This is a genomic window from Pseudomonas sp. WS 5503 (genome assembly GCF_012985385.1).
Lineage (GTDB): Bacteria > Pseudomonadota > Gammaproteobacteria > Pseudomonadales > Pseudomonadaceae > Aquipseudomonas > Aquipseudomonas paracarnis.
Genome location: NZ_JAAQWI010000010.1, coordinates 79,587 through 104,298, shown reverse-complemented (window position 1 = coordinate 104,298; position 24,712 = coordinate 79,587). Strand labels below are relative to the sequence as shown.

At 55.4% G+C, this 24,712-nt stretch carries 24 protein-coding genes and 3 pseudogenes; 20 read left to right on the top strand and 7 right to left on the bottom strand.

The features are described from left to right. Positions 1 to 63 precede the first annotated feature (63 nt). The 3 genes from HBO10_RS23815 to HBO10_RS23805 are packed head-to-tail and all read left to right on the top strand — an operon-like array spanning position 64 to position 2,034. A complete protein-coding gene (locus HBO10_RS23815) occupies positions 64 to 573 on the top strand; it encodes a DUF922 domain-containing protein (RefSeq protein WP_169904182.1) in 510 nt (169 codons plus the stop codon). Between the two features lie 44 nt (positions 574 to 617). Continuing rightward, entirely contained in the window at positions 618 to 1,748 is a 1,131-nt protein-coding gene (locus HBO10_RS23810) for an endonuclease/exonuclease/phosphatase family protein (protein WP_228759002.1), read from the top strand. Positions 1,749 to 1,770: 22 nt separating this feature from the next. Then, entirely contained in the window at positions 1,771 to 2,034 is a 264-nt protein-coding gene (locus HBO10_RS23805; protein ID WP_169904183.1) for a hypothetical protein, read from the top strand. A gap of 247 nt (positions 2,035 to 2,281) precedes the next feature. On the opposite strand, the gene merR is transcribed toward HBO10_RS23805, so the two are convergent. Next, a complete protein-coding gene (gene merR, locus HBO10_RS23800; RefSeq protein ID WP_003425050.1) occupies positions 2,282 to 2,713 on the bottom strand; it encodes an Hg(II)-responsive transcriptional regulator in 432 nt (143 codons plus the stop codon). Between the two features lie 71 nt (positions 2,714 to 2,784). Here merR and merT point away from each other — a divergent pair, with 71 nt between their 5' ends. Genes merT through merB form a run of 5 tightly spaced genes read left to right on the top strand, consistent with a single transcriptional unit; the run spans position 2,785 to position 6,244 of the window. Beyond that, positions 2,785 to 3,135 carry a mercuric ion transporter MerT gene (gene merT, locus HBO10_RS23795; protein WP_003425049.1) on the top strand — a complete coding sequence of 117 codons (351 nt, stop codon included), beginning with the start codon at positions 2,785 to 2,787 and terminating at the stop codon, positions 3,133 to 3,135. A gap of 17 nt (positions 3,136 to 3,152) precedes the next feature. Beyond that, positions 3,153 to 3,428: a mercury resistance system periplasmic binding protein MerP gene (gene merP / locus HBO10_RS23790; protein ID WP_003425048.1), complete on the top strand. Its 276-nt coding sequence runs from the start codon at positions 3,153 to 3,155 to the stop codon at positions 3,426 to 3,428. A 12-nt stretch (positions 3,429 to 3,440) separates the two neighbouring features. Then, positions 3,441 to 3,875, top strand: coding sequence for an organomercurial transporter MerC (merC, locus tag HBO10_RS23785; protein WP_003425046.1), 435 nt, complete (start codon positions 3,441 to 3,443; stop codon positions 3,873 to 3,875). A gap of 35 nt (positions 3,876 to 3,910) precedes the next feature. Further along, positions 3,911 to 5,593: a mercury(II) reductase gene (gene merA / locus HBO10_RS23780; protein ID WP_003425044.1), complete on the top strand. Its 1,683-nt coding sequence runs from the start codon at positions 3,911 to 3,913 to the stop codon at positions 5,591 to 5,593. Positions 5,594 to 5,605: 12 nt separating this feature from the next. Further along, on the top strand, positions 5,606 to 6,244 hold the full coding sequence (gene merB / locus HBO10_RS23775) for an organomercurial lyase MerB (protein ID WP_003425042.1): 639 nt from the start codon (positions 5,606 to 5,608) through the stop codon (positions 6,242 to 6,244). Positions 6,245 to 6,339: 95 nt separating this feature from the next. Here the strand turns inward: merB and HBO10_RS23770 are convergent. The 4 genes and pseudogenes from HBO10_RS23770 to HBO10_RS31475 form a co-directional block, all read right to left on the bottom strand. Further along, positions 6,340 to 6,636, bottom strand: a pseudogene (locus tag HBO10_RS23770) (plasmid pRiA4b ORF-3 family protein); the annotation flags it as partial. A 3-nt stretch (positions 6,637 to 6,639) separates the two neighbouring features. Next, positions 6,640 to 8,145 (bottom strand): annotated as a pseudogene (locus HBO10_RS23765) (IS66 family transposase). A 37-nt stretch (positions 8,146 to 8,182) separates the two neighbouring features. Beyond that, positions 8,183 to 8,527: an IS66 family insertion sequence element accessory protein TnpB gene (gene tnpB, locus HBO10_RS23760; RefSeq protein ID WP_003425037.1), complete on the bottom strand. Its 345-nt coding sequence runs from the start codon at positions 8,525 to 8,527 to the stop codon at positions 8,183 to 8,185. 197 nt (positions 8,528 to 8,724) lie between these two features. Continuing rightward, positions 8,725 to 8,913: pseudogene (locus HBO10_RS31475) on the bottom strand (transposase); the annotation flags it as partial. Between the two features lie 113 nt (positions 8,914 to 9,026). On the opposite strand from HBO10_RS31475, the gene HBO10_RS23750 reads away from it, so the two are divergent. Continuing rightward, the gene (locus HBO10_RS23750; RefSeq protein ID WP_169904185.1) at positions 9,027 to 9,278 is read left to right on the top strand and encodes a hypothetical protein; all 252 of its coding nucleotides are present in this window, start codon (positions 9,027 to 9,029) and stop codon (positions 9,276 to 9,278) included. 466 nt (positions 9,279 to 9,744) lie between these two features. Continuing rightward, entirely contained in the window at positions 9,745 to 10,860 is a 1,116-nt protein-coding gene (locus HBO10_RS23745) for a hypothetical protein (RefSeq protein WP_169904186.1), read from the top strand. A 373-nt stretch (positions 10,861 to 11,233) separates the two neighbouring features. Here the strand turns inward: HBO10_RS23745 and HBO10_RS23740 are convergent, their stop codons facing one another. Beyond that, the gene (locus tag HBO10_RS23740) at positions 11,234 to 11,881 is read right to left on the bottom strand and encodes a helix-turn-helix domain-containing protein (RefSeq protein ID WP_078465815.1); all 648 of its coding nucleotides are present in this window, start codon (positions 11,879 to 11,881) and stop codon (positions 11,234 to 11,236) included. 194 nt (positions 11,882 to 12,075) lie between these two features. On the opposite strand from HBO10_RS23740, the gene HBO10_RS23735 reads away from it, so the two are divergent. Then, entirely contained in the window at positions 12,076 to 14,490 is a 2,415-nt protein-coding gene (locus HBO10_RS23735) for a UvrD-helicase domain-containing protein (RefSeq protein ID WP_078465814.1), read from the top strand. A 256-nt stretch (positions 14,491 to 14,746) separates the two neighbouring features. Here HBO10_RS23735 and HBO10_RS23730 read toward each other — a convergent pair whose 3' ends face one another. Beyond that, entirely contained in the window at positions 14,747 to 15,148 is a 402-nt protein-coding gene (locus tag HBO10_RS23730; RefSeq protein WP_078465813.1) for a hypothetical protein, read from the bottom strand. A gap of 124 nt (positions 15,149 to 15,272) precedes the next feature. Between HBO10_RS23730 and HBO10_RS23725 the strand changes: the two genes are divergently transcribed. The 9 genes from HBO10_RS23725 to HBO10_RS23685 all read left to right on the top strand — a co-directional run bounded on the left by HBO10_RS23725 (position 15,273) and on the right by HBO10_RS23685 (position 24,711). Continuing rightward, positions 15,273 to 16,553, top strand: coding sequence for a site-specific DNA-methyltransferase (locus HBO10_RS23725; protein WP_078465812.1), 1,281 nt, complete (start codon positions 15,273 to 15,275; stop codon positions 16,551 to 16,553). Between the two features lie 9 nt (positions 16,554 to 16,562). Next, positions 16,563 to 17,261 (top strand): hypothetical protein, encoded by a 699-nt coding sequence (locus tag HBO10_RS23720; RefSeq protein WP_153045950.1) that lies wholly within the window; start codon positions 16,563 to 16,565, stop codon positions 17,259 to 17,261. A gap of 481 nt (positions 17,262 to 17,742) precedes the next feature. After that, a complete protein-coding gene (locus tag HBO10_RS23715) occupies positions 17,743 to 18,741 on the top strand; it encodes an ATP-grasp domain-containing protein (protein WP_078465810.1) in 999 nt (332 codons plus the stop codon). A gap of 90 nt (positions 18,742 to 18,831) precedes the next feature. Beyond that, complete coding sequence (locus tag HBO10_RS23710) at positions 18,832 to 19,971, top strand: trypsin-like peptidase domain-containing protein (protein WP_078465809.1); 1,140 nt, start codon at positions 18,832 to 18,834, stop codon at positions 19,969 to 19,971. Between the two features lie 72 nt (positions 19,972 to 20,043). Then, positions 20,044 to 21,171, top strand: coding sequence for a phosphoribosyltransferase domain-containing protein (locus HBO10_RS23705; protein ID WP_078465808.1), 1,128 nt, complete (start codon positions 20,044 to 20,046; stop codon positions 21,169 to 21,171). Then, a complete protein-coding gene (locus tag HBO10_RS23700; protein ID WP_078465807.1) occupies positions 21,161 to 21,919 on the top strand; it encodes a trehalose phosphatase in 759 nt (252 codons plus the stop codon). The genes HBO10_RS23705 and HBO10_RS23700 overlap by 11 nt, the downstream gene beginning before the upstream one ends. Next, positions 21,912 to 23,006, top strand: coding sequence for a cysteine protease StiP family protein (locus HBO10_RS23695; protein ID WP_078465806.1), 1,095 nt, complete (start codon positions 21,912 to 21,914; stop codon positions 23,004 to 23,006). The genes HBO10_RS23700 and HBO10_RS23695 overlap by 8 nt, the downstream gene beginning before the upstream one ends. Next, on the top strand, positions 23,006 to 23,956 hold the full coding sequence (locus HBO10_RS23690; protein WP_078465805.1) for an HpcH/HpaI aldolase/citrate lyase family protein: 951 nt from the start codon (positions 23,006 to 23,008) through the stop codon (positions 23,954 to 23,956). The genes HBO10_RS23695 and HBO10_RS23690 overlap by 1 nt, the downstream gene beginning before the upstream one ends. After that, complete coding sequence (locus HBO10_RS23685) at positions 23,953 to 24,711, top strand: HAD family hydrolase (RefSeq protein WP_078465804.1); 759 nt, start codon at positions 23,953 to 23,955, stop codon at positions 24,709 to 24,711. Before HBO10_RS23690 ends, HBO10_RS23685 begins: the two co-directional genes overlap by 4 nt. The last annotated feature ends 1 nt before the right edge of the window (position 24,712 follow it).

The window sequence follows — 24,712 nt, the reverse complement described above, 5'->3', positions numbered from 1 at the left end:
ATCGCTATATCAGCGATCCTCGCTTGGATGCCTTTACATTCTGTGGCATCAACGGTTCCAGTTGTGGATTCCAAGTTGGTCACTTACGGAGTGTCCGGGCAAACCATCGATCAAATTCAACGATCGATTGCAGAGCATACACCCAGTCGAAACGGGGGCTCCTACTACGCCGGCGTCACGATATGGAATCTCTCAGCATCCTATGACCTGATTCCCTCCCCACATGGCTGCCTACTCGATAACGGGCAGGTGTTCTTGAAAATCAGGATTCACCTACCTGTTCTGGAATCGATTCCCAAATCCCCAGGTGTTGAGCAAGAGTGGCGGCGGTTTTACAGCGCCCTCAATGCTCATGAAGCATTGCATGCGCAAAACGCCTACCGGGCCGCCACCACGCTACTGGCAAAAATAAACGGGACACGCACTGATGTGCCCTGTTCTCGCGCCAAGGTGATCGCTGAGAAGGCTACGGCCGCGCTGATAGAACGGATTTCTGCCTACGACAAAGATCTAGACATTCAAACCCGTCACGGAACTACGCAGGGCGCTTATTTGAACCCCGTTGTCAGATGACCCCCCCCACAGAATATGAAGCCTAACTGCCTGGAGCATAACCTTTGAAGAAAACGTTATTGATGTCTGCTTTGTTGGTGTTGGCTACTGCTATATCAGGGGTTGCCGCAGCCGCAGACGCTCGTGTTGGAACCTGGAATACAATGCGTCTGGGCAACGGTGACCAGAAAAGTTACCCAGCTTTAGCAGCAGTCGCCGCCAATGTTGACGTCCTGGCCGTTCAGGAGGTGATGAATGATGAGGGCATCCAATACCTAAAACTGGCACTGGAGCAACGGACACGTGAAAAGTGGAGCTCGCTGTGCTCAAGCCCTGTAGGCTCGCGCAGTTATAAGGAGCAGTATTGCTTTCTTAGCCGCGATTCGGCAGTTCAATATGAAGACGGCGCCGTAAGCTTTTTGGATCGTAAGCATGTGTTCATGCGAGAGCCCTATAGCGCGCGCTTTAAGTCCCTCAGTGACGGCAATACCTTCGCCTTGGCCACCGTACATATCATTTACGGCAAGTCAGCCGCTGACAGAACCCCAGAGCTGAAAGAGCTCGGTAATTACTGGGAATGGCTCGAGCAGGTATACCCAGGAGAGCCCATCATGCTGATGGGTGATTTCAACATGCCCCCTTCGGACCCTGCGTTCGAGTCCCTTCGAGCACGTGCTATCCCAATGGTTACAGACGGCGCAAGCACGTTGTCGAACACAAGCGGTCGGTTTGCCAATCTGTACGACAATGTGTTTGCCAACCAGTCAGCGCGATCGATGATGTCCGGTGTTGGGATCGTCAATTACCCTGCGATGCTCAAGGTAAGCCATGAGGATGGGCGGCGCGCCGTGAGCGATCATGCGCCAGTGTTCTTCCAGCTTGGGAAGGCTAGGCTGGGGAGTGCTGTCCAGATGGCTTATCCTCAAGGACCCGCTCAGCTGATGCACCAGGTAGTGAATGCTCCGGCTCGTAATGACTCTGTCTTCACTCCTCTCGCATCGACCGGGCTTGGTGCCCTTTCTACCGCTTCGAATACTCAGGTCGGGAGCGTGCACGGTAATAAGAGCTCCCATATCTACCACCTTTCCAGCGGTTGCCCGTCCTACGGAATGATCTCGGAGAAGAATCTGGTGGTATTTGCTAGTGAAGCCGAAGCGATTACGAGCAACTACAGGAAGGCGGGTAATTGCAAGTAAGGTAAGCAAACGGCATCTTGTCATGAATGACGGTAAATATAAAATGAGAGACCCAATGAAAGCCACAATGCAGCAGGCAACCGAACACAATCAAAACGTACTGAATGTCCTAACTGAACTTCTTAGTGTACTTCGCGATGCAGATGCCATTATCGGTCGTGACGAAGAAATTTTAGCTTTCGACAGTCACCGCACCCTAGCGGCAATTCATGGTGACATACACTCTGTTTTTGGCTCGCTAAGTTGTAAGCGTCCGAACTACACCGCCTTGCATCTCAGACCTTAATCCCCTTTAACCGCTGATTGACGCGCTCACACTCAAAAACTGCGAAATTGCACCCCACTTGACCACCCATTTGCGTTGCAACTGACCAATCATTTGCATTCGAAGTGATCAGGACTCTCGGCTCTGTAGGGTAAGAGCGTGGATAAAAGCAGACCGTAGGTTTGGCCAGTCAACGGGGCTCATTGAGCGCCGCTCTTTTCCTGTTCAAGCCGACAAACAGGGGGGCAATGAAACGGGAAATCGTAGGCTAAGGCGCGAAGTTTTCGTGGCTATCTATTCCATGCAGCGAATCGATCAGCGGGCAGCTAACCGTCCCGTGGCTCGCGCAACAGTCATCAACCAACTGCGCCAGGACCAACTCGATCCGCCGCAGATCCGCAAGTTTCCCCCGCACGTCTTCGAGCTTCTGCTCGGCGTGCACACGCGCATCATTGCAGTGCGTACCGTCATCGAGCCGCAACAGTCCGGCCACTTCATCGAGGCTGAAGCCCAGCCGTTGTGCGGACTTCACGAATTTCACCCGTGCAATATCCGCCTCGCCGTAGCGACGAATGCTGCCGTAGGGCTTGTCCGGTTCGGGCAACAGCCCTTTGCGTTGATAGAACCGAATGGTTTCCACGTTAACCCCGGCTGCCTTGGCAAAGACGCCAATGGTCAGGCTTTCCGCAGTGTTTTTCATACCGCTTGACTCCGTACCTGACTACGGAAATAACCTTAACCCATCGATCAAACATTCGAAAGGTTGAACCCATGTCTGAATCACAAAAGGGCCGTGGTGCACTCCTCGCTGGAGGTCTGGCGGCGATCCTTGCGTCCACCTGCTGCCTGGGCCCGCTGGTGCTAATTGCCCTGGGCTTCAGCGGCGCCTGGATCGGTAATCTCACCGTTCTGGAGCCCTACCGCCCGTTTTTCATCGGCGCGGCATTGTTGGCGCTGTTCTTCGCTTACCGGCGCATTTTCCGCCCGGCTCAAGCCTGCAAACCCGGTGAGACCTGCGCAATTCCGCAGGTACGAACTACCTACAAGTTCATTTTCTGGCTCGTGATGGCACTCGTGCTGGTCGCGCTCGGTTTCCCCTACATCCTCCCGTTGTTTTACTGATCAGGCAGGAGTCTCCCATGAAAAAGCTGTTTGCCGCTCTCGCGCTCATTGCCGTGGTTTCCCCGGTGTGGGCCGCCATCCAAACCGTCACCCTGTCGGTACCGGGCATGACCTGCGCCGCCTGTCCGATCACGGTCAAGAAAGCGCTGACCCAGGTCGAGGGCGTGACCAAGACCGAGGTGAGTTTCGAGAAACGCGAAGCCATCGTGACCTTCGACGATGCCAAGACCAACTCCGAGGCCCTGACCAAGGCGACCGAGGATGCCGGCTATCCATCTACCATCAAGCAATAGGAGGAAATACCAATGAGAAATCCTCTCAATCTGTTCACGCGGATCGGTGACAAAGCCAGTTCCGTCGGTGTGCTGGTTTCAGCCCTAGGCTGCGCCGCGTGTTTTCCTGCTCTGGCTAGCTTAGGCGCTGCAATCGGTCTGGGCTTTTTGAGCCAGTGGGAAGGCCTGTTCATCACCACGCTACTGCCCTTGTTTGCGGCCCTGGCGCTGCTCGTCAATTCCCTTGGCTGGCTCAAACATCGGCAGTGGCAGCGAACTGCACTCGGCCTGATAGGCCCTGTCCTGGTCTTGGCTGCGGTGTTTTTGATGCGGGCTTATGGCTGGCGGAGCGGTTGGCTGCTCTATATCGGTCTGGCCCTCATGCTTGGGGGCTCGATCTGGGATCTCGTGTCGCCCGCCCACCCCCGTTGCGCCCCGGGTGCCTGCCCACCACAGCCAAAACAGTAATGCCGCAAAGAGACCCATTTGAGGAAGTAAACGCTATGACCACACTGCGAATCCACGGTATGACCTGCGCCTCCTGTGCCGACCGCGTCAGAGATGCTCTGGAGGGAATCTCCGGCGTGCACCGGGCGGACGTCTCCTACGCCGGTGGGAAGGCCGAAATGACGGCCGACGCGGCTGTCAGCCGTGAACAAATGCAAGCCGCCGTCGAGGCCCTTGGGTATCAAGCGTCGTTCGAAGTCGCCTCGCTACAACCGCGCCCCGGCCAGCTCGATAAGGCGTTGGGCTGGTTGCGCAGCGACACCGAGGTCGGCAAAAACGGCGACGCGCTACACATTGCAGTCATAGGCAGCGGCGGTGCGGCAATGGCGGCCGCCTTGAAGGCGGTGGAAGCCGGCGCCCGCGTCACTCTGATCGAGCGCGGCACCATCGGCGGCACTTGCGTCAACGTCGGCTGCGTGCCGTCGAAAATCATGATTCGCGCCGCGCATGTGGCTCATTTGCGCCGCGAGAGTCCGTTCGATGACGGAATGCCCGCCACGCCGCCGACCGTCCTGCGCGAGCGGCTGCTCGCGCAACAGCAAGGCCTTGTCGACGAACTGCGTCACGCCAAGTACGAAGGCATTCTGGAGAGCACACCAGCCATCACCGTGCTGCGTGGCACCGCTCGCTTCCAGGACGGCCACACGCTCAGCGTCGAACTGGTCGAGGGGGGCGGGCGCGAAGTCGCGTTCGACCGCTGCCTGATCGCTACCGGCGCCGGTGCGGCCGTGCCGCCGATTCGCGGGCTGCAAGACACCCCCTATTGGACCTCGGAGGAGGCACTGGCCAGCGCCAGTATTCCGCAACGGCTCGCCGTGATCGGCTCATCCGTGGTGGCCTTGGAGCTGGCGCAAGCCTTTGCCCGGCTGGGTAGCCGCGTCACCATCCTGGCGCGCAACTCGCTGTTCTTCCGCGAAGATCCGGCCATCGGCGAGGCGCTGACCGCAGCCTTCCGCATGGAGGGCATCGACGTGCTTGAGCAGACACAAGCCAGTCAGGTGACCCACGCCAACGGCGAATTCGTACTGACCACCAACCACGGTGAACTGCGCGCCGACCAACTGTTCGTCGCCACCGGCCGCACGCCCAACACCCAAAGCCTGAACCTGGAAGCGGCGGGTGTACTGTTGGATGAACGCGGCGCCATTCAGATCGATCAGGGCATGCGCAGTAGCGCAGTGGATATCTATGCAGCCGGCGACTGCACCAACCAGCCGCAGTTCGTCTACGTCGCGGCGGCGGCTGGCACCCGTGCGGCGATCAACATGACCGGCGGCGAAGCTACGCTTAATCTCGATGCCATGCCGGCGGTGGTGTTCACCGATCCGCAGGTGGCCACCGTCGGTTACAGCGAAGCGGAAGCACAGCGCGCAGGCCTCGAAACCGACAGTCGCACGCTGAGCCTGGACAACGTGCCGCGTGCGCTGGCCAACTTCGACACGCGAGGGTTCATCAAGCTGGTCGCCGAAGCGGGTTCTGGTCGGTTGCTCGGCGTGCAGGCGGTGGCCCCGGAAGCGGGCGAGCTGATTCAGACGGCGGTGCTGGCTATTCGCAACCGCATGACCGTGCAGGAGCTGGCCGACCAGTTGTTCCCCTACCTAACCATGGTCGAGGGCCTGAAGCTCGCGGCGCAGACTTTCACCAAGGACGTAAAGCAATTGTCCTGCTGCGCTGGATGAATGGAGAGCACCATGAAATTTGCCCGCTACATTACCGAGATCGCCGAACGTCTCACCCCGACCAACCGGCCCAAAGGTTTTGCGGAGTTCTTGGTCGCGCTACTGGGTGAACTTGCCAAGGGACGCCCGATTTCGCGAACTACGCTTGCCAGGACTCTTGGCTGGCCCGCTGAGCAAGTGGCGGCTGTGCTCGAACAAGCCACCAGTACCGAATACGACAACGATGGGAACATCATCGGCTATGTCCTCACCTTGCGCGAGACGTCGCATGTCTTGGAAATTGACAACCGCCGGCTGTATGCCTGGTGCGCGCTGGACACCCTGATGCTCCCGGCGTTAATCGGCCGTACAGCTCGCGTCTCGTCGCATTGCGCTGCAACTGGAGCACCCGTTTCGCTTACGGTTTCACCCAGCGAGATACAGGCTGTTGAACCTGCCGACGTGGCAGTGTCACTGGTATTGCCGCAGGAGGCGGCCGACGTTCGTCAGTCCTTCTGTTGCCATGTGCATTTCTTCGCATCTATCCCAGCGGCAGAAGATTGGGCCTCCAAGCATCAAGGATTGACTATCGTAAGCGTCCAAGAGGCGTTCGGCGTGGGCCAGGAGCTTAATCGACATCTGTTGCAGACCCTTCCAATGAGAACATCGTGATTGGATTTCGACTCAATGTCCTACGGAGTGGGCATCGGATTTCTCTTTCCGACTTTGATCCGGTGATCCCAGCCATCGCCAAAGTCATAGACCTAGCGGAATGTCCTTTTCCCGTTCAACGCTTTGATCAGAGTCTTGCGGGTCTCCGAGTTCACGGGAGGCCCCCATCCATCGGAGTCGGGAATACCGTAACTCTCACCAGCTATTTCAAACTCATGCAGATGGTCATCGTGCCAGCCCATTGCGATCTGGATCACCGCGTGCAATTTGCCTAAGGTGATGTTCTCGGGCACCGCCACACGGCGCCAGATGGCAGGTTCGATCCACTTCAATTCAATGTGCAGTAGCAACAAATCAGGTTCGGGTTTTGGCAAGCGAACAGTTTTGACCATGGATCAGGCGGCCTCGCAGAGTTCCGTGGAGGCGAGAGAAACGTTCCAGGGCAGCAGTTCGTCGACCCGATTGATCGGGTGGTCGGCGATGCGCTCCAGCACGTGTGTCAAATAGGCTTGCGGGTTCAGGTCGTTGAGTTTGGCTGAACCCACCAGGCTGTAAATCGCAGCCGCTCGTTCGCCGCCGGCGTTGGAACCGACGAACAGATAATTTTTTCTGCCTAGCGCGACAGCACGTAGCGCGCGTTCGGCAGCGTTGTTGTCGATCTCAATTCGCCCGTCATCGCAATAGCGCACCAAGGCCTGCCACCGATTGAGGGCATAGAGAATCGCACCGCCCAATGCCGATTTTTTCGACAGTTGAGTCAGCGTCTGGTTGAGCCACGCGTGGAGTTGTTCCAGCAGCGGACTGGCTCGGCTTTGCCGAACCACTTTTCGCAGGTTGGGCGGTTGCCCTCGAATCTCGCTTTCGATGGCATACAGGGCCGCAATCCGTTGCAGCGCCTCGGCGGCAAGTGGTGAAGCCAGGTCTTTGTAGACCTCGTAAAACTTGCGCCGGGCGTGAGCCCAACACGCCGCTTCCTCAATGGTGCCCGTGGCATATAGTTGAGCAAAACCGGCATAGCCGTCCGCCTGCAAGATCCCGCTGAAGCGCTTGAGATGCGCGCGGGGATGTTGCCCCTTGCGATCCGGCGAGTAGGCAAACCAGACCGCCGCCGGTGTCGCGTCCCCCGTAGGTCGGTCGTCCCGCACGTACGTCCACAGGCGCGCCGATTTGGTCTTGCCGTTGCCCGGCGCGAGCACGCCAATCGGCGTGTCGTCGGCATGGACTTTGTGTCCGCTCATGACGTGGTGCTCAAGGGCGTTGATCAGTGGTCGCAGCAACTGACTGCTCTGGCCAACCCAGTCGGCCAGGGTTGAGCGCTCCAGCTCCACGCCCTCACGGGAATAGATCTCGGACTGCCGATACAACGGCAAATGATCGACAAACTTCGAGACCAGCACATGGGCCAACAACCCTGGGCCGGCAAGACCTCGGGCGATCGGGCGACTCGGTGCCGGCACCTGGGCGAAGTGCTCGCAGCAGCGGCAAACCTACTTCGGACGGACATGGCGAATGACTTTGAAACGTGCCGGAACGTACTCCAGCACTTCGGACACATCCTCACCTAAATGGCGAAGCGTCCCACCGCAGCCAGTGCATTGCGACTCGGGCTGATGAACGTGGGTTTCGCGAGGTAGGTGTTCAGGCAATGGTTTACGGCGCGAAACTGCGCGAGGTGCCGGCTCGACTGGAGGTGTCATTTCGGCTTGGCTGATTTGCAGCTCATCAAGGCTCAACTGGAGCTGGTCGATCATCGCTTCCAGTTGCTCGGAGCTGCGACCGAACTGCGTACGACGCAGCTTGGCGATCATCATCTTCAAGCGCTCAATCTCTGCGTGCTGGGCAGCGATCAGCGCCTTCAAGGCTTGAAGATCATTCGGCAGGGAGTCGGTCACGAGGGTCATGCCCGAATATTACTGGGGATTTTTTCAGCGCGGCAAGTCAGACCGCGAGGACGGGTGCTGTACGAATTGGCCGGCGCCAATCAATGCCCTCCAACAGCATCGACAACTGCGCGGTCGTCAGCGACACGCTGCCGCTGGTTGCTTGCGGCCAGACAAAGCGTCCTTGCTCCAACCGTTTGCAAAACAGGCACAAGCCGTCGCCATCCCACCACAACAGTTTGATCCGGTCACCACGCCGTCCGCGAAAGGCGAAGATCTGACCGGAGAAGGGATCGGCTTCCAGTTGAGTCTGCACCATGGCCGCCAAACCGTCGAAGCCACGACGCATGTCCGTGACGCCAGCGGCGATCCAGATACGGGTTCCAGCGGGAGGGGCAATCATCGCACTAACTGCTGCAAGACGAGTTGCAGCGTCTGCGGGTCTGGTGCTCCGGTGATACGCAACTTGGCTTTTCCTACCTCAACTGCGATCTCGGAATGACACTCTGCCTGTGGCTGGAAGACTGGCGGCAGATCCATTGGCGCCTCGATCACCTGGACTGGCAAAAACGAAGCACTCTGGCTGACCGGGCCGAATAGCCCTTCTTGGTATTGCTGCCGCCAGCGAAAGACCAGATTGGCATTGACGTCATGTTCGCGAGCGATCAATGACACGGAGGCGCCAGGCTGGAAGGTGGCCTCGACGACTTGGCGTTTAAAGTCCAGCGGAAAGTTGGGGCGGCGACCGGCTCGACGGGCTGGGGCAACTGTATCCAAGATAGTGTCCACTAAAAAATGGTGTCCACTATCTTGGCCAATTTGGAGGGCTGTCAGGAGAGGGTGCTGGCCGGACGGTTACGCTAAGTTTGATTGCGGGAGGTGAATATTCTGGCGGGTGGAACGTGTTCTCTCAAACCCAACAGAATAAGGACTTCTTTCTGCTCAATATTCGCTCCCTGCTCCGTGAATCGGACTTCAATAACGGCTTCCCGCTGATCACAGATGTTTGCACCCTGATCGAAGGGTTGCCGTGTATGCCACCCGAATACGCTTTGAAGGTCAAAATCGCTCACGATAAAATCTCTCATGCGATGAGAAGTTTTCGCTCGAAAAACAGTGGAGAGATTGAGGCGGCGATTTTTGACCACGAATGACCACGGAAACAGTCCTGACTGTTGCAAACAAAAACGAGCCATGCGATCTGTTGGCAGCAAACAACATCGTTCGACACAAGACAACTTATTGCGACACTCGGCATTATAGATTGACACAAAAACGCTGATGAATCGCCCTCTGGAGCAGAGCAACAGCCTGCAGCGCCCGGAATCACTGGTAGGTTGTGTCAAACTATGTTGTCGTTGCTGTCCGGGTTGATACGTGAGTGGTCAGTGATTTAGGGGCTTTGTGTCAATCTATGTTGATGCCACCCAGTGAACCCGCAAAGCGCGGTCAACGCCCGCTTCACATGCGAAGGCATTGTGCTGGACGAAATCGTCGCCCGAATCGGTTTGAAGATGCGCAGCAGTGAAATCGTATGTTTAACTGACAACACCGTGTGGTGAAAAGCCTAAGGTGGCGCAGTGCAGATGTATCGCCACAGCGATGGCGGGATACCCAGCGTTGTTTGAATACGAGGCCACCGTCATGACGCAATTCATAGCTACTGAACACAAATTGGCTCGCCTATGGGTCGAGGTCTGCGGCAAGAGCTTGGGCATCGAGCGTGCTGAGGCCGCAGCCATGTATGCAAATCTGTGCGGTTTCCGAACTTGGGATGCAGTTACCAGTGCGATAGGGAACAAGCAGCCCAGTGTTCCAGACGAGCAACTAGAAGTACCCGAGTTGATGGCTCGACGGGATAGCTACATTGCTGTGATGGTTGATGTCTTTGCGATAAACCCATCGATGGCCGTCCACCTGGCCGCGAACCTCAGTCCCTCCAGCGGCAAAATGCCTAAGACTATATCAATCAACCGAAGTACTTTGCATTCTCCGCCTGAAGATGAAGGTTTGAGCCTCTATGTGCCGGGCTTTGATGATCCTCGGGTAGCAAACGCAATGCTCAAGGATTTGCTAGGTGGTGCGCCAGGCCTCGAAGGCTGCAATCTGGATAACTTAACCGACCGCCTGCGCATTTCTCATCCGGTTGAACCGGGGGATTTCTGGGACTTTTACAGCGATCAGGGGTTCGACCTGATCGAAGATACCTTTGTCGAAGATTATGAATACGGTGGACCATCGTTCTTCATGCCGTGTAGCCCTGAAATATCCGATAGCGAAAAGGTACCGGTCTTCCTGACCAGCCTTGCTTACACGCCGCTAGATCATCATGACCAGATGGCAGATGAGGTTCGTCGAGTGATGCTTGAGAGCGCCAAAGCGATCACTGGTGCGGATACCCTGCTCCTCTGCTGGGGACATTTGCAGCAAAAAGAAATTGGGGGCAAGCGGTTCACCTACGCTGGCCAGATTCATCATGAGGGGACTTGGCGCGATCTGCTCCTGAACAGATCGCTGGACTCATTCGACAAGTTGCTTCGTGCAACAACTGCTCTACAGGACATTAATGAGCCAGGGCCAGAGTTTCAGGACAGCGGCTCGGAATGCATGATTCGCTTCTTTATGGTGCAGACCCAGTGCGAGTCTAGCGCGGAGTTCTTCCAAAAATACATTGTGAACAGCATCGGCAACCCCAGCGGATGGTCAATTGGGATTATTTCTAGCAAGTCCGAGTAGACATCAAGAAAATCGCATGAGGAACACCCAAGCCCCGCCTAACCCGTGGGGCCGTTGCCGTAGGGGCGGCGTGATTTTCGCTCCCAGGATCGATCGTGAATATCAAATACTGGGGGCTATCGGCCGTGTTCTCGTTGCCTCGCAATTCGGCGATGGCATCAAGGTAACCGTACAGTTTTCGAGTAAACAAGCTGTGAACGATCAGGAAGCATTCAGCCGCGTGGTGGACGAATTAGCGGCTTTAGTTCGGCAACTAGTCCACCAACTCGGTAAGGTCGCACCAGATAGCGACCTCCCGGCGAAGGCTCTGGACTAATTAAAGCGCAAGTGTCTGCAAGGTAGTCCACTACGCAAAGACACCCTGCAGCTCACCTCACCTGGTGGTGCTGGCATGGACGAGGGTCTGCCTTCCCCTGATGCTGATAAGACCTTCCTGAGAAAGCTCCTTCATCACCTTTCCAACCATCTCTCGCGTGCACCCGACCATGGACGCGATCTCGACCCGTGTATTCTTCAATACGTACCCCTCTGGGTGAGAGATTGCACCGGGTAGACTGCATAGTTCCACGAGCGCGCTTGAAACTCTGCCGCGAACGTCATAGAAGGCAAATTGGCCGACCTTGCGTAAAGACCTAACGCTCGTGCGTGAAAGCTCACGACAGAGTCCAAACATCGCAAGAGGCTGAGATGCACAGGCCTGCAGCAGCTCTTTGGCAGTCAGCACGTATGCAAAGCACTCAGATTTGGCAAGCACGTACATTTCGATCTTGTTGCCTTCTCCGGGATCGATGCTTCCAAATACGTCGCCAGGAATTAGGTGCGCAATGTTGAGCTCGCTTACTTGAGAATGATCAGTGACTTGTATAGCCGCAGTACCTTCTGTGAGCAAAAAAACACATGGTTCCTCAGAGTCGAATCTCATCAACGTCGAACCCCGAGCAAATTTTCGTCTTTTGCCCGACGCAGTAAACAAGGTATTAGCGCCTGCCTTCTGGAGCGCACTGCTGCCGGCATGTTTCATTCATCGCTCCATCATCTGTAAGTCCCATAATGACGAGATACCTGGTCATTGGGAGATGGCAGGACGATACCCAGATTCAGTGGAAGGTGTTACTCAAAAGAGGGCTGTGTAATTTCCGTGAGCTCGTTTTGGGTAGCACATAGAGGATCCTGAAGACACACTTGATCTATTAATTTGTTCGACAGGCGATCACAGTGAATCAACCAATCGAGCCACCCTACGAACTCGATGAGCTTCCATTTCATCATCGCTTGGCAGCCCAGGTGTTGGGTGCTGGATTGGATCTACTTAATGCGAGACATCTCGAGTCCTGGGAGGCTGGCCGCCGTATCGGTCTCATGGAGGCCAAGGCATTAGCTCAGCAGTCATCTACCCAGGATCAGGTCGTAATTCCCGGTTTGAAAACCACTGAGCCCGATCATCAGGTCACAGGCAAAGATGACTTGGTGTTTGGCGGCGAACGCATTCATATCAGCAGTGATGCTCGCGCAGCTATGCGCGCTGACTGTGAAGCAAGGCTAGATAAGTGTGCACAGCCCACAATGGAGCAATGGAAGGCTATCCTTTCGACATCCAATACGACTCTTCTCGGAGGTGGTGCGGGTACTGGTAAGACCAAGACATTGCTGTTCAGGGCATTGTTTTTCCATCGATATGCGCAGGTCCCTCTATCTCAGATACGTATTCTCACGTTCAGCCGTGAGGCTCGTGTAGAGATGGCCAGCGATCTACAGGAGGTCTTTGGTCTGTTCGGTGTGGTGCTCTCGCCGGCCGAATGTCAAGCGATAGTGATGACCCCACGCTCATGCCTTTTAACCCAATCGATGGCTCTTCCTGACCTTGCCACGGTGATACCGCTTGAGAACTATGGAGCCAGCCCGCCTGACACATCTGCCCTCGCTGACGGCCGACCCTTCGAGGCGTCATTGAACAATACGCAGAGGGTGGAGATGACCAAGTGCCTCAACCTTCTCTATCGATCCAATAAGCGGTTCAATGAAACTTACATTGCTTTGTGGATTTCGTCGCTAAGACTACCTCAGCTTGAAGTCGATTCACCCGAAGTCGTAAGGCGCGCTTCATTGGGATGGAAGCTCAGCGAGCATGACGAGGCCCTGACCAACTCTGTTGAGGCTTTGTGGCGCAAAGCAAAGGCCTGGCCTGTTGAGGGTGTGACAGCCGCTAGAAAGGTCTTCACCGTCAGAGGTCGACCTTATGCAACACATGGCTACATCCCACAATTGAAACTCCACGTGGTGCTTGGCTTCGATAGGTCGGAAGGGCCGAGCTTGCGCCGCGATCCTTCAGCTTCAATGGAACTGTACAAAGAGGTCGCGATCAAGCGCACCCTGTTCCAGGCCTACTTTCCAGAGGGTGTGGTGCACCTGGACTCCTATCAAGATGCTGCCGAACTGTCGGAGAGGCTGAAATACCTCGCTCAAGCCGCTCCAAGCTTTTCTTACGCACTACAAGGTCAAACAGGTCCGGTACCGGTTCTCGATTCGTTCAATTCAACGTCAGCCTTACTTGATTCGCTGGGCATAGAGGTAGGGTCTGTGCCTGGCAGAATGAATTTTCTACCTGCAGATTCTGACGCACTCTACTTTGAGGCATTGGCGATTTACTGGGAGGCCCTTGAGCGGCACCTCTCTAAACTAGAGGGACCGGTGATTCCGTTTGGTCGTCTGTTCGCCGCGCTTGGGGGCGGTAAGCTGCCAGCCGTACGGTACGTGCCTATGAGTATTCTCGAGCAATGCCGCCACCTTCTCATTGACGGTGCAGAAGATCAGACGCTCCCGGTTGCCTCTTGGGTGCGGTCGGTACTGATTGAGATACGTAGAAGAGACTCAGCTCAAATATACACAAGGGGTTTGTCATCAAGTATTACAGTGGCAGGAGATCCGAATCAGTGGGTGTACGGTAGTTTTGGGGCGACTCCAAAATTGTTCTTTGACTTCGAAGATATGTTTAGTAGTCCGGTACCGGCTACGAAGGTGACCCTGACCGAGTCATTCCGGTCTACTCAAGCCATTATCGATGCGGGATCTAACCTGGTCCAAAACCTTTCTTTGGGAGTAAACCGAAGCCCTAGGTCTATTCGACCTCCAAAGGGGGAGGATCAGCCTGTCAGGATAGTTGGTGATGATCTGGATCAACTTCAACGCATCTGCCAGTCAGCAGCGGCAGATGGCTACAAAGTTTTGATACTCATCGACAGCGAGGTCGACAAGGCTTGGGTCGACTCTGCTGTTGGGGACCAGATTAGAGATGATCGTGCTTCAGGCGGGCGGTCTATCCGTGTTCGTTCATTCCACAAGGCGAAGTCACTTGAAGCGGACATCGTCGTGATGGTCGGAGACCCGTCGACTGGTGTTTCGTCTTGGTACCGCAATCAGCTCTACAAGATAGCGGGGTTCAGTTCGGGTGGTGACTCTGCGCCGGGGGATACGGTCTCTCACGGCGAGGCTTTGCGCCTAGTCCACGTGGCAATCACCAGGGCGAGGCATAAGTGCATTTGGTTTCCAAATCGCGGAGTGGGTACTGTCCGTACCGCGAGTGTGCTGGGTGGGCTGATGCCGGGACTCTTCGATGATGAGCGCCGTGCTTGATGCGGTAGGTATTTAGTAGATGGGCTGGTAAAGCCGATAGGTGATGCTCGAAATAGTGGTGAGGAGTTTGTGCTTGTTCTGTCAGGTGTAGATCTCGATGGGGCGTATGGGCTGACTGAGAAGTTTAGTCATTAAGTGGAGCGTCGCTACATGCATCTCAGCGTTCCTGTAGGCAGAGTGACCATAAGCGCTGACGTTTGTGCAGGCTTACCTGGTCAGTGCTTTGCGGCCACAAACAGTGGGTCGAGCCCTCTACTCAGCGAATTATTTCGGGCGTAATCAGGCTGCTCTGGCTTTCTGACTCGACGTCGGCAAAAGACATCAACATCAGCCTTCTAATCGGTTCAGGGAGCACTTTTACCTCTATGGTGACCCCTTCGTAGATAGCTTCGGTTTCAGAGGCTCTGAATACGCCATGGGGAATCCATGGCTCATGTCCAAGCCACCGCCTGGCCTGGTAGTCGATCATAAAGCCGTATACCTCGATCCAGAGGTGTGGACGCACGATAGCGCCGCGGGCGGACAGTGCCCCCGCTTTGAGAATTGGTTTGTGCCCTCTCTCCGTCAAAACGGAAAAGACAATTCGTGAAAATCCATCGCATTCGACGTTCGAGTGCTGGATAGGGTCGAAGAGGGCAGCCAGTTCATCGCGGGTCACAGTAGATCTCCATAGTGGAGTCAAGACTTTAACCGCGCTACATCATCCCTACCACCTGAAGGCTTCTGCCACAGGTTTCGCGATGGGAAGGTAGGGCATCGATATTTTAGGCGAGTTATCAGCAATGAAGTCTTTTAAGGCCAAGTCAGTACCAGCTTCGCAAGGTGAGCTTTTCGGGGCAGATCAGATCGCCGCCATCTATAGATCCCAACCGGAAGCACACATCGACAATGCCACCTTGTATGGATTGGTTGCCATGCGAAACGGATTGTCGGCTGGCGCATTGAACGAGCGTGTACCCGTAGGCCGATCAGGGCAGCGGCATAGCCTAGAGAGGCGTGCGATTCGATGGACGCAGCAAGATCTGCGCAGGGCAGGGGTCCTTGAGCGAGTACCGGGTGAGCGTGGTATTTGGCGCCTTACGGAGGAGGCTAAGCGCGATTTAAACATGGCGAAGCCAGGCGTCAAGGTACTTGGCTTTCGAACTGATCTAGGTGTCGCAATTTTCGGCGGTAGCGAGTATATCTTCAATAACTTAGATGTTCAGCCAGTATCAATTATTTGCAGTCCTCCCTATCCTTTGGCAAAAAGTCGGGCTTACTCTAATCCTACCCAATCGGAAATCGTTAAATACATTGTGGGGATTCTTGAGCCAATTATTGAAAAGCTTGCAGACACAGGTAGTCTCGCTATCAATGTCAGCAATGATATTTTCCTGCCTAATTCCCCCGCGCGCTCAACCTACGTTGAGCGATTGACGATAACACTGGAAGACATGGGTCTAGGGCTTATAGATCGTTTGGTATGGAAGTCCAACAAGCCGCCTGGGCCAGTTCATTGGGCGTCTAAGACGAGGCAACTTCTTAACGCAACCTATGAACCAATTCTAATATTTGCAAAGAACCCAAAGCTTTTTAAAGGGGACAATAGGCGCGTTCTCGAGCCTCACTCTGAGCGACATCTTGCATTAATCAATTCAGGTGGCGAAAAGAGAACAACAAACTATGGGGACGGTGCCTATCGGCTACGGGTTGGCAGTTACAGCAACCAAACTGAGGGACGTATTCCTAAGAACGTACTGGAGCGCGGCATTCGCTGCCCATATGGCTCACAGTTTCGTGCTTCAGCGGAAGCGCTGGGGTTGCCTAGTCATGGTGCGGGCCAGCCCTTTAGCGTTGCTGAATTCCTTATCAAATATTTGACTGAGGAAGGTGACCTTGTGGTGGATCCATGGGGTGGCCGCTCGATGACAGGTTTGGCCGCCGAAATGCTTAATCGGACTTGGATCACTGGCGAGCGGGCTCTACAGTACGTTCGTGGTGCAGCAGAGCTATTCCGCGAGCGCCCAGGCTTTCGTATCAACCCTCAACTAGAACAAGCATTCGCCGGCTCAGTCCAGCGCTAAGGATCCATTTTGCCAGCCATCAACGTTGCTGAGTTTCCTGCATTTCTTCGCGCCTATCGCTGGACTAACGTTAATCATGCTTCTCGTGGATATCCAGGGGACACGTTTCCTGATTTTCCATGGATTCAGTCGCTAGAAGGACGTGGTGTGAGGATTGTGGCGAAAGGTGTCATTACTGCGTGCCCGACGGACTACCTTCGCGAGATCCTTGCATGGGGCGCGGGGAAGAATGACCCCGGGATGAAATTTGAGGCCGGGCTGGGTAACGTGTCTCTCATTGTAATCCTCCAGCAAGTAGTGGCCAGTCTTGAACAGCCGCTTGCTGCTATTGACGCTGCTCTTAAAATTCCGGGATTTGGTCTGACGTATGCTTCCAAGCTTCTCCGTTTTTTTGACCCTGGCCGGTATGGGAGCTTGGATCGCCGGATTAGGCTTGCACTGTTGAAAGCAGACCTACTTCCCAAAATACACGATAGCTATAAAAGCTCGATGATCGAAGGCTACGTGAAATTCCAAACACTCTGCGAGAGTTTGGTTTTCGAGCTCGAGTCTAAGGGCATATGCCGCCCGGAGTGCAATCTACCCTCCGCTGCGTCAGCGACGGGATGGCGCATCGCCGATGTTGAAATGGCTCTCTTCACCTGGGCCGATCGCGGCTTGCAAACGGAAAAGGGCAACCAATTCGAAACGGTGAATCCTGACATCTAGTGATAGACTTGATATTGATCCTCCGTTCTGCGTTGGCCCACTTTACACCGAATCATTTTTAGCTGGGTATCGTGATCCTTCATATGCTGAAATAGATTATCTGTGGACGACTAACTTGGAGTCTCTGCATAATTAGAGGGAGATTGTTGGGATTGTTAATCAGTCTTGGCCGTGCCGAAACTTATAATGTAGATGTTGTTTATATTTTACCGGTCTACCTTACCTCGTTTTGCCCCACACCCACCGTCGAGAAATATTTTGCTAGCGCAGTTACCGCAAGCAAGGCCGACCAATTTGAAACCCGCAAAACGAAATTGTAGAGGGGGGCTTTTTGTCGAAATGACGTCTCTATTTTGGGCGGCCCCCCGCATTGCCTTGAAGCTACAGCTGGACTCGTTATGTTCCGGTTGAACAATCGAATGCTGTCAGTCCCCTTCCTCGGGTTTGACTGTCAGTGCACATCTACAAGTGAGGTTAAAGTATGATTTGGTTTCTCGAAGGGCAGTCAAGCCAGCGTGACATTATTGAAGGTGCGCGTGACGCGCTGCCACCTGAGGTGAAGATATTCGCCTCGCACCGCGACAATCGCCCCGAAATTATGGCTGGAGCAGATATTAGCTTTTGCGAGCCCCGTGGTGCTGAAGAGCGGGTTTCGTGGGTGATTACTACTGCACGCACCTATGGAATCAAAGTAATCCTGGCGGGTCGCTTGGGGGCGGTATTTGAAAGCGCCCGGGATCGATTCGAGGAAGCTGGCCTGGTGCTGGTAACTGGTGGTTCATCGATGCGCACATTCGATCTTGTTGATGACAAAAGCAGGTTTACCGCTGAGGCGGAGCTTGCGGGCTTGGATTGCGTTCCGGCAATAACCGCAACTAATGCCGATGAAATGTTAGCAGCGTACGGGGCTCTGTCTGCTTCGGGAGAGGTTTGCGTAAAGCCTGCCGTTGGCATTTATGGTCAAGGCTTTTGGCGCTTCAAGGAGGGTGCTGACCCATTTCGTAGCTTTGCTGATCCCGATGCCCGCGTTGCGAATTTCGCGACCTATATGCGTGCATACAGCGAGGTGGAAAATCCTCCGTCGATGCTTGTAATGCCCTACATGGCTGGAACCGAGTGTTCGGTGGATATGGTCTGTGAGACTGGCCGAGCGGTTGCGTTTGTAGGCCGGAGGAAGACCGGCGCGTATCAGTTATTTGAAAAGGAAGGTGCGGCGGTCGAGTTGGCACTAAAAGCGGCTGCTCATTTCCAGTGTGATGGCATCGTGAACGTTCAAACAAAGGATGATGCACAGGGTAAACCGCATTTGTTGGAAATCAATCCTCGCTACTCCGGTGGAGTCGGTTACACCCGGGAGGCTGGCGTCAATTTGGCAGGGATCTTTGCTACGCGCCGCCTAAACCTTCCTGAGCCACCTACCGTTTGGCGGGCAGGCGTACGTGTGAAAGGGGTCTCCGTTGCAGCTGTAGTTCCAAAATGACATCCTGAATCATCGAGAACCCTGAAGTTTGGTACCATTGGAGCGCTTCCGGTGGCGCGGTGGATTTAGCACTCAAGGAGTAAAAAAGGAATGATGGTGCTAGCGCCAGGCGCAAACACCGCGGTATCTAGTGCACGGAGTGAATGGACTCTGGAATGCGGGAACTCCTCGGCTTTCGGAGAGTACGCTGCGATTGCCATACTGCCGGTAAATGACAAGCGCCTACCCACTGGTGAGGCTGCCCTATTTCAGACGTCTCAGTCCTGGATGGAGTGGAGCGGCGACCAAGCAAAGGTTGGTTGTAAGTTGAACTTGTCAGCCCTCCCGTCCGGTAGCGATAGGCTACTCCTCATCGCATACACTTTTTCTGCAGCAGGACCGGTAAGCGATCTTCGTTCGTTGCACCTACTTGTTGACGAACAGATTGAATATAGGTTGGACCTTCGCGATAACGGTGAAGCGGCGATCATTATCGGCGAATTCTACATCCGCAATCAGCAATGGAAGTTTCGTGCACTGGCTGAGGGTTCGGCTTATGGTTTAGCCGCTCTAGGCCGCCGCATCGGGATCGATATTAATGACGCTCATCCAAAAGGGCGCACTAGCTCTGCGGAGGCTGACCGCGCACGAGCGGGCGCAACCGGCACTGGTTTCGCTGTTTCCCAGCACCATGTGCTCACCTGTGCTCATGTAATCGAGGGCATGAGTGATATATTCATTTCCTCCTTTGAAGGTCGTTATCGTGCAGAGCCGGTCGTCGTTGATCAGCGTAATGACATCGCTCTCCTCAGGGTGATGGAGTCGCCTGTCCTCAGATCTGTCACTTTTAAGGAAGGCTCCGGCTGCGACTTGGGTGAATCTGTAGTCGCGCTGGGTTTCCCTATGTCGGGTTTCGCCGGCGGTGGTGTCCACGTGACCCAGGGCGGCGTGTCGGCGTTGTTTGGCCTGCATAACGATTCTAGCCTTCTACAATTTACTGCGGCTATTCAACCGGGCTCTAGCGGATCCCCCTTATTTGATTCGACAGGCGCTGTTATCGGGTTGGTAACTTCTACAATGCCTGATGCTCAAAATATGAACTTTGCCGTTAAAGCGTCTTTGCTCCTCTCCTTTCTGGATGCGTGCCGCGTTGATGCAGTTCAAACATCCAGCAGCAGGACGTTCACAACTGCTGAATTAGCACGTTCGGCCCAAGCATCTATGTGGCGCGTCGAAGCCAAGAATTTTTAGCCCCTATTTTGACTTGAAAACTGCGGAAGAGACGTTAGGTTATCGACCTCACGCAACCCTAGGAATTTTTTCATGGAATGCAACGCAGATAAACAAGCTCTAAGCGCACAACTGATGCGCGGGCGTCTCGATGTCACTGTCGATGCCACACATATCGACCCGGACTCCTTGTTCGGTTTTGCCGAGCGCCGTAATCCAAAGCGTGCGTTTCTTTTCGTGTCCAAAGTACTTGGTCGCCACATACCTGTGCGGCCTTCGATCATGAATTCAAGCTTCAATAGCCTCGCAGCACAAATTCCTGACGACCTGCCTGGGCCCGTACTCGTTATCGGCATGGCTGAAACAGCAGTTGGCCTGGGTGCTGGTGTGCATCGCTCATACAGCGCGACGCGCCCGGACACGGTTTATATGGTCAGCACACGCCACCCTACTGGCAATGACCTGTTCGCCCGATTTGAAGAAGAACATAGTCACGCCAGTGCGCACCTCATTCATTTGCCGATCGATGCCGACGTTCGGGAAATGATGTTGAATGCCCGTTCGCTAGTGCTGGTCGACGACGAAGCCTCAACGGGCAAAACCTTCATCAATCTTCACCGTGCGCTGGTCGATGCCGGCCTGACTCGGGTCGAGCGCGTGGTGACTTGCGTACTGACGGATTGGTCCGGCGATGCGGTGCGCAAAACCATCGGTGACTCTGCTCAACAGGTTTCGCTGTTGCAGGGGGCGTATACCTTCCACGAGGACGCTGATGCGCCGCTGCCGGAAATGCCGGCCGTGGGTAGCATCGAGCCCGGAGAGTGGCCGTTGTCGGCGGAAAGCGATTGGGGGCGCCATGGTATTCGTTGTGTAGAAGACACTTTGGCTCTCGATCTGAAGGTCAAAGCGGGCGAGCGCGTACTCGTGGTTGGTACCAGCGAATTCGTCTGGCGTCCGTTTTTGCTCGCCGAGCGCTTGGAGCGTGCTGGTGCTGATGTGCATTTCAGTTCGACCAGTCGCTCACCAATCGCACTGGGCCATGCCATCGGTCACGCGTTGTCGTTCGCGGACAACTACGGTCTCGGTATCCCCAACTTCCTCTACAATGTCAGCCCAGGGCAATTTGATCGTGTCCTTATTTGCTCGGAAACACCTGAGCAGGCTGTGTCCGCCGCCCTGATTGAATCCCTGAGCGCGGAGGTGATTGTCGATGGTCAATAAGCGCCCCCTCGCCCTGGTTGATCTCGACGACACCCTGTTCCAGACTGCTCGCAAAATGCCAGAAGGTTCTCAGCGGATTACTGCGACTCTCGATATCGAGGGTCAGCCCAATGGCTACATGAGTACGGTCCAACACTCCCTCGCACAATGGCTCCTGTCCACGACCGACGTGGTCCCAGTTACAGCGCGCAGCGTTGAAGCATTCAGTCGTGTGAAACTGCCTTTTATGCACGGTGCCGTCTGCTCCCATGGCGGCGTGATCCTTGGTGCTGATGGAAAGCTTGACGAGGAATGGCAAGCACGCATGAGCGATGTTCTTGCTGACTATCAGGCTCGCTTGCCAGGCCTCAGTGAAGCAACCCTCGCCATTGGCAAGGAGCTTGGCATTTCCTTGCGCGGATGGGTTGTCGAGGAAGAAGGCCTGCGCCACTACGTAGTGACCAAGCACAACGAATCCAATGATGAAGTCCTGCAAACGGTTCTCGCTGAAGTACAGGCCCGCGGTTTATTGGAAGGCATGCACATCCACGGAAATTCCAACAACCTCGCGTTCTTGCCGCTGGGCCTGTCGAAGGTAGTGGCTGTTCAAGAATTGTTGCGCCGTGATCGTGAGGCCAATGGTGAGCGTCCGGTGTTGGGCTTTGGGGACAGCATCACTGACCTCGGTTTCATGCAGGAGTGCCATATGTGGGCGACCCCAGCGCGTAGCCAATTGGCCAAGCTCGTTGGAGGGAAAGTCCATGACTAAGGCCATTGCGGGTCTGGTTACCGTGGGGAGCGGCAGCTATGCAGCAGATGATGTTCAGTTCCTGCTGCAGGCCGTTCAGATGGAGACCACTGATGTCTTGGAGAAGGAGCGTCTGATTCAGTCGAAGCAGAAGCACTACTCCGAAATGATCAGCCTTGAGAGTGCGCCGACTGACGTGCACAAAGCCCTCTACGAGCGCGCACTCGAACAAAACGGTACCCGCATGGCCATGGACGTTCAGTCCCTGGCGCTGGCGCTGAGCGAGGCATGCACGGGCCCGTCTATTGTTCTTGTGTCGTTCGTTCGTGCTGGCTTGCCGCTCGGCGTTTTATTGCGTCGGGCCCTGCTCGACATGGGTCGAGATGCGCACCACTACGGAATCAGCATTGTCCGAGATCGCGGGATCGACAAAGTCGCCCTCGAGGCCATCATTCAGGAACATGGTTCCGAGAACATCGTCTTCGTCGATGGCTGGACAGGGAAGGGCGCAATCTCTGGCGAGATTCAGCGCAGCCTCAATGGCGACTCGCGCTTCCCTGAGGAACCCCGGCTTGTAGTACTGGCAGATCCCTGCGGCCGGGCGTGGTTGTCCGCGTCGGCTGAAGACTGGGTTATCCCCTCCGGCATCCTTGGTGCGACGGTGTCTGGTCTGGTTTCGCGCTCCATATGGCCCGCAGATGGAGGCCTGCATGGTTGTGTGGTTTATGACCATCTGCGTGAGCACGATGTCACCCGCGAGTTCATCGAGCAGATCGAAGAGAAGCGAAAGGCGTTGGGGACGGCTCCTCAAGCCTCTCCATGGACCGATACCCAGCGTTTTGAACTGCAGGGTGCAGCTTCGCACCTAGTCAAGTCGCTGGCCTCCCAGTTCGGCATTACCAATCTCAATCGAGTAAAGCCTGGTATTGCCGAAGCAACACGCGCGGTACTGCGTCGCGTACCTGATCACGTCTTGGTGCGCAGCCGTAGCGACAGTGATGTTCAGTTGCTCATGCACCTGACTGAGGGCGCTGGGGTCGCTGTGGAAGAAGTGGGTGCTGCATTAGGCCCTTACCGGGCGGTAACCATCATTCGGAGTGTGAGCTGATGAAAGTCCTTTCTCCTTATGCCCTGGGGGCAACGCTCTACATGCCGGCCACACGTCCGGATCTGCTGGATGTGGTTTTCCGCACAAAACTGCCAGAACTGCGTTCTTTGGTCGTGTGCCTTGAGGATGCGGTCGCGGAGATTGACGTCGACACGGCTTTGAGAAATCTGCATGGACTGCTTACCGCAATCAACGAGCGTGGTGGGCGTCCGTCCGATGGTCCACTGCTGTTTGTTCGTCCCCGAGACTCGGTGATGGCTGCTGTGCTGAATGATTGGTCGTTGATGGCCCACGTTGATGGGTTCGTTGTGCCGAAATTGACCCTGCGCAACCTCGGGGAATGGGAACACGCCGTTACAAACCCGGCGCTGTACCTTATGCCGACGCTGGAAACCACAGACGTGTTCAACCCTGGTGCAATGGTCGAGTTGGGCCAGGCGCTGAAGGCGAACCTAAATCAGCGGATTATCGCCCTACGTATCGGTGGGAACGACCTGATGGGAAGTCTTGGACTTCGTCGGAATCCTGCAACAACGCTCTATAGCACCCCAATGGGCTACGTGATCCCAATGTTGGCAGGCGTCATGGGGTCCCAAGGTTTCGCACTGACGGCACCAGTGTTCGAGCAACTCGCGACACCGCATTTGCTGATGGAGGAGCTTGAACTCGACATCGCCCATGGCTTGGTAGGGAAGACGGCGATTCATCCATCGCAGATCAGCACGATCCAGGACACGTTGCGCGTAAGCCTCGAAGACCTCAACTGCGCGAAGATGATTGTCAGTGACGCTGCTCCGGCAGTGTTCAAGCACAACGATGCCATGTGCGAACCTGCGACCCATTACAAGTGGGCGGTCAACATCCTTGAACGAGCGAAGTGGCACGGGGTTCGGCAAGCAGATGTAGGACCCATTGAGGCCCCTATCCGTTTGGCCGAGGCCGTGGGATGACAATGGAATATGACGATGCTGGCGGGCAAAGGCGTCATGTGCTGTCGGTTTTTGACTTCGACGGCACGCTGACCCGGCACGATAGCTTTGTTCCATTCCTGAAGTTTGCCTTTGGAACCCGGGAATTCAATCGACGTATTTTGCGGCTTGCCCTGCCAAGCGTTCGATACCTGGCTCGGCGTTTGAATCGTGATGAGTTGAAAGCACAGCTGATCAGCACGTTTCTCACAGGCGTAGAAACGAAATGGGTGCAGGAGCAGGCCGTGAAATTCTGCGGGTTGTTTTGGGGACAGCTCATGCGCCCTTCAGGTTTAAAATCTGTCGCCGCCGAAGTAGAGGCGGGAGCAGTAGTTACTCTCTGCTCCGCGTCCCCAGCGTTGGTTCTCAAGCCGTTTGCGGATCGACTTGGCATCAAGTTGATCGGCACCGAGCTTGAGGTAGTAGACGGTCTGTTGACCGGGCGCATGACTGGCAACAACTGCAGATGCGAGAACAAAGTACTCAGGCTTGAGGCTGTGTACGGGCCACTGGACCTGTTCCGGGTTAAAGCATGGGGTGATACCCGCGGCGATTTCGAATTGTTGGCTGCGGCCCAAGAAGCACACTGGCGACACTTTCATCCCGCATGGCGTCGTCTAGGCCTGCGGGCAAATAGAAGCGGGAATTCGGGTGTGCGCAATGTCGCGCAAGCCAACCTGCAAGTGACGATCAACCCTGATCGACACGCGAACACTGATGACCAACAAGGAGCGTAAC

Excerpts from the sequence above, each read along its gene's own strand:
- HBO10_RS23805 (WP_169904183.1), top strand. The coding sequence starts at position 1,771 with ATGAATGACGGTAAATATAAAATGAGAGACCCAATGAAAGCCACAATG.
- merR (WP_003425050.1), bottom strand. The coding sequence starts at position 2,713 with ATGAAAAACACTGCGGAAAGCCTGACCATTGGCGTCTTTGCCAAGGCA.
- merT (WP_003425049.1), top strand. The coding sequence starts at position 2,785 with ATGTCTGAATCACAAAAGGGCCGTGGTGCACTCCTCGCTGGAGGTCTG.
- merP (WP_003425048.1), top strand. The coding sequence starts at position 3,153 with ATGAAAAAGCTGTTTGCCGCTCTCGCGCTCATTGCCGTGGTTTCCCCG.
- merC (WP_003425046.1), top strand. The coding sequence starts at position 3,441 with ATGAGAAATCCTCTCAATCTGTTCACGCGGATCGGTGACAAAGCCAGT.
- merA (WP_003425044.1), top strand. The coding sequence starts at position 3,911 with ATGACCACACTGCGAATCCACGGTATGACCTGCGCCTCCTGTGCCGAC.
- merB (WP_003425042.1), top strand. The coding sequence starts at position 5,606 with ATGAAATTTGCCCGCTACATTACCGAGATCGCCGAACGTCTCACCCCG.
- tnpB (WP_003425037.1), bottom strand. The coding sequence starts at position 8,527 with ATGATTGCCCCTCCCGCTGGAACCCGTATCTGGATCGCCGCTGGCGTC.
- HBO10_RS23740 (WP_078465815.1), bottom strand. The coding sequence starts at position 11,881 with ATGAAACATGCCGGCAGCAGTGCGCTCCAGAAGGCAGGCGCTAATACC.
- HBO10_RS23725 (WP_078465812.1), top strand. The coding sequence starts at position 15,273 with ATGAAGTCTTTTAAGGCCAAGTCAGTACCAGCTTCGCAAGGTGAGCTT.
- HBO10_RS23715 (WP_078465810.1), top strand. The coding sequence starts at position 17,743 with ATGATTTGGTTTCTCGAAGGGCAGTCAAGCCAGCGTGACATTATTGAA.
- HBO10_RS23710 (WP_078465809.1), top strand. The coding sequence starts at position 18,832 with ATGATGGTGCTAGCGCCAGGCGCAAACACCGCGGTATCTAGTGCACGG.
- HBO10_RS23705 (WP_078465808.1), top strand. The coding sequence starts at position 20,044 with ATGGAATGCAACGCAGATAAACAAGCTCTAAGCGCACAACTGATGCGC.
- HBO10_RS23700 (WP_078465807.1), top strand. The coding sequence starts at position 21,161 with ATGGTCAATAAGCGCCCCCTCGCCCTGGTTGATCTCGACGACACCCTG.
- HBO10_RS23695 (WP_078465806.1), top strand. The coding sequence starts at position 21,912 with ATGACTAAGGCCATTGCGGGTCTGGTTACCGTGGGGAGCGGCAGCTAT.
- HBO10_RS23690 (WP_078465805.1), top strand. The coding sequence starts at position 23,006 with ATGAAAGTCCTTTCTCCTTATGCCCTGGGGGCAACGCTCTACATGCCG.
- HBO10_RS23685 (WP_078465804.1), top strand. The coding sequence starts at position 23,953 with ATGACAATGGAATATGACGATGCTGGCGGGCAAAGGCGTCATGTGCTG.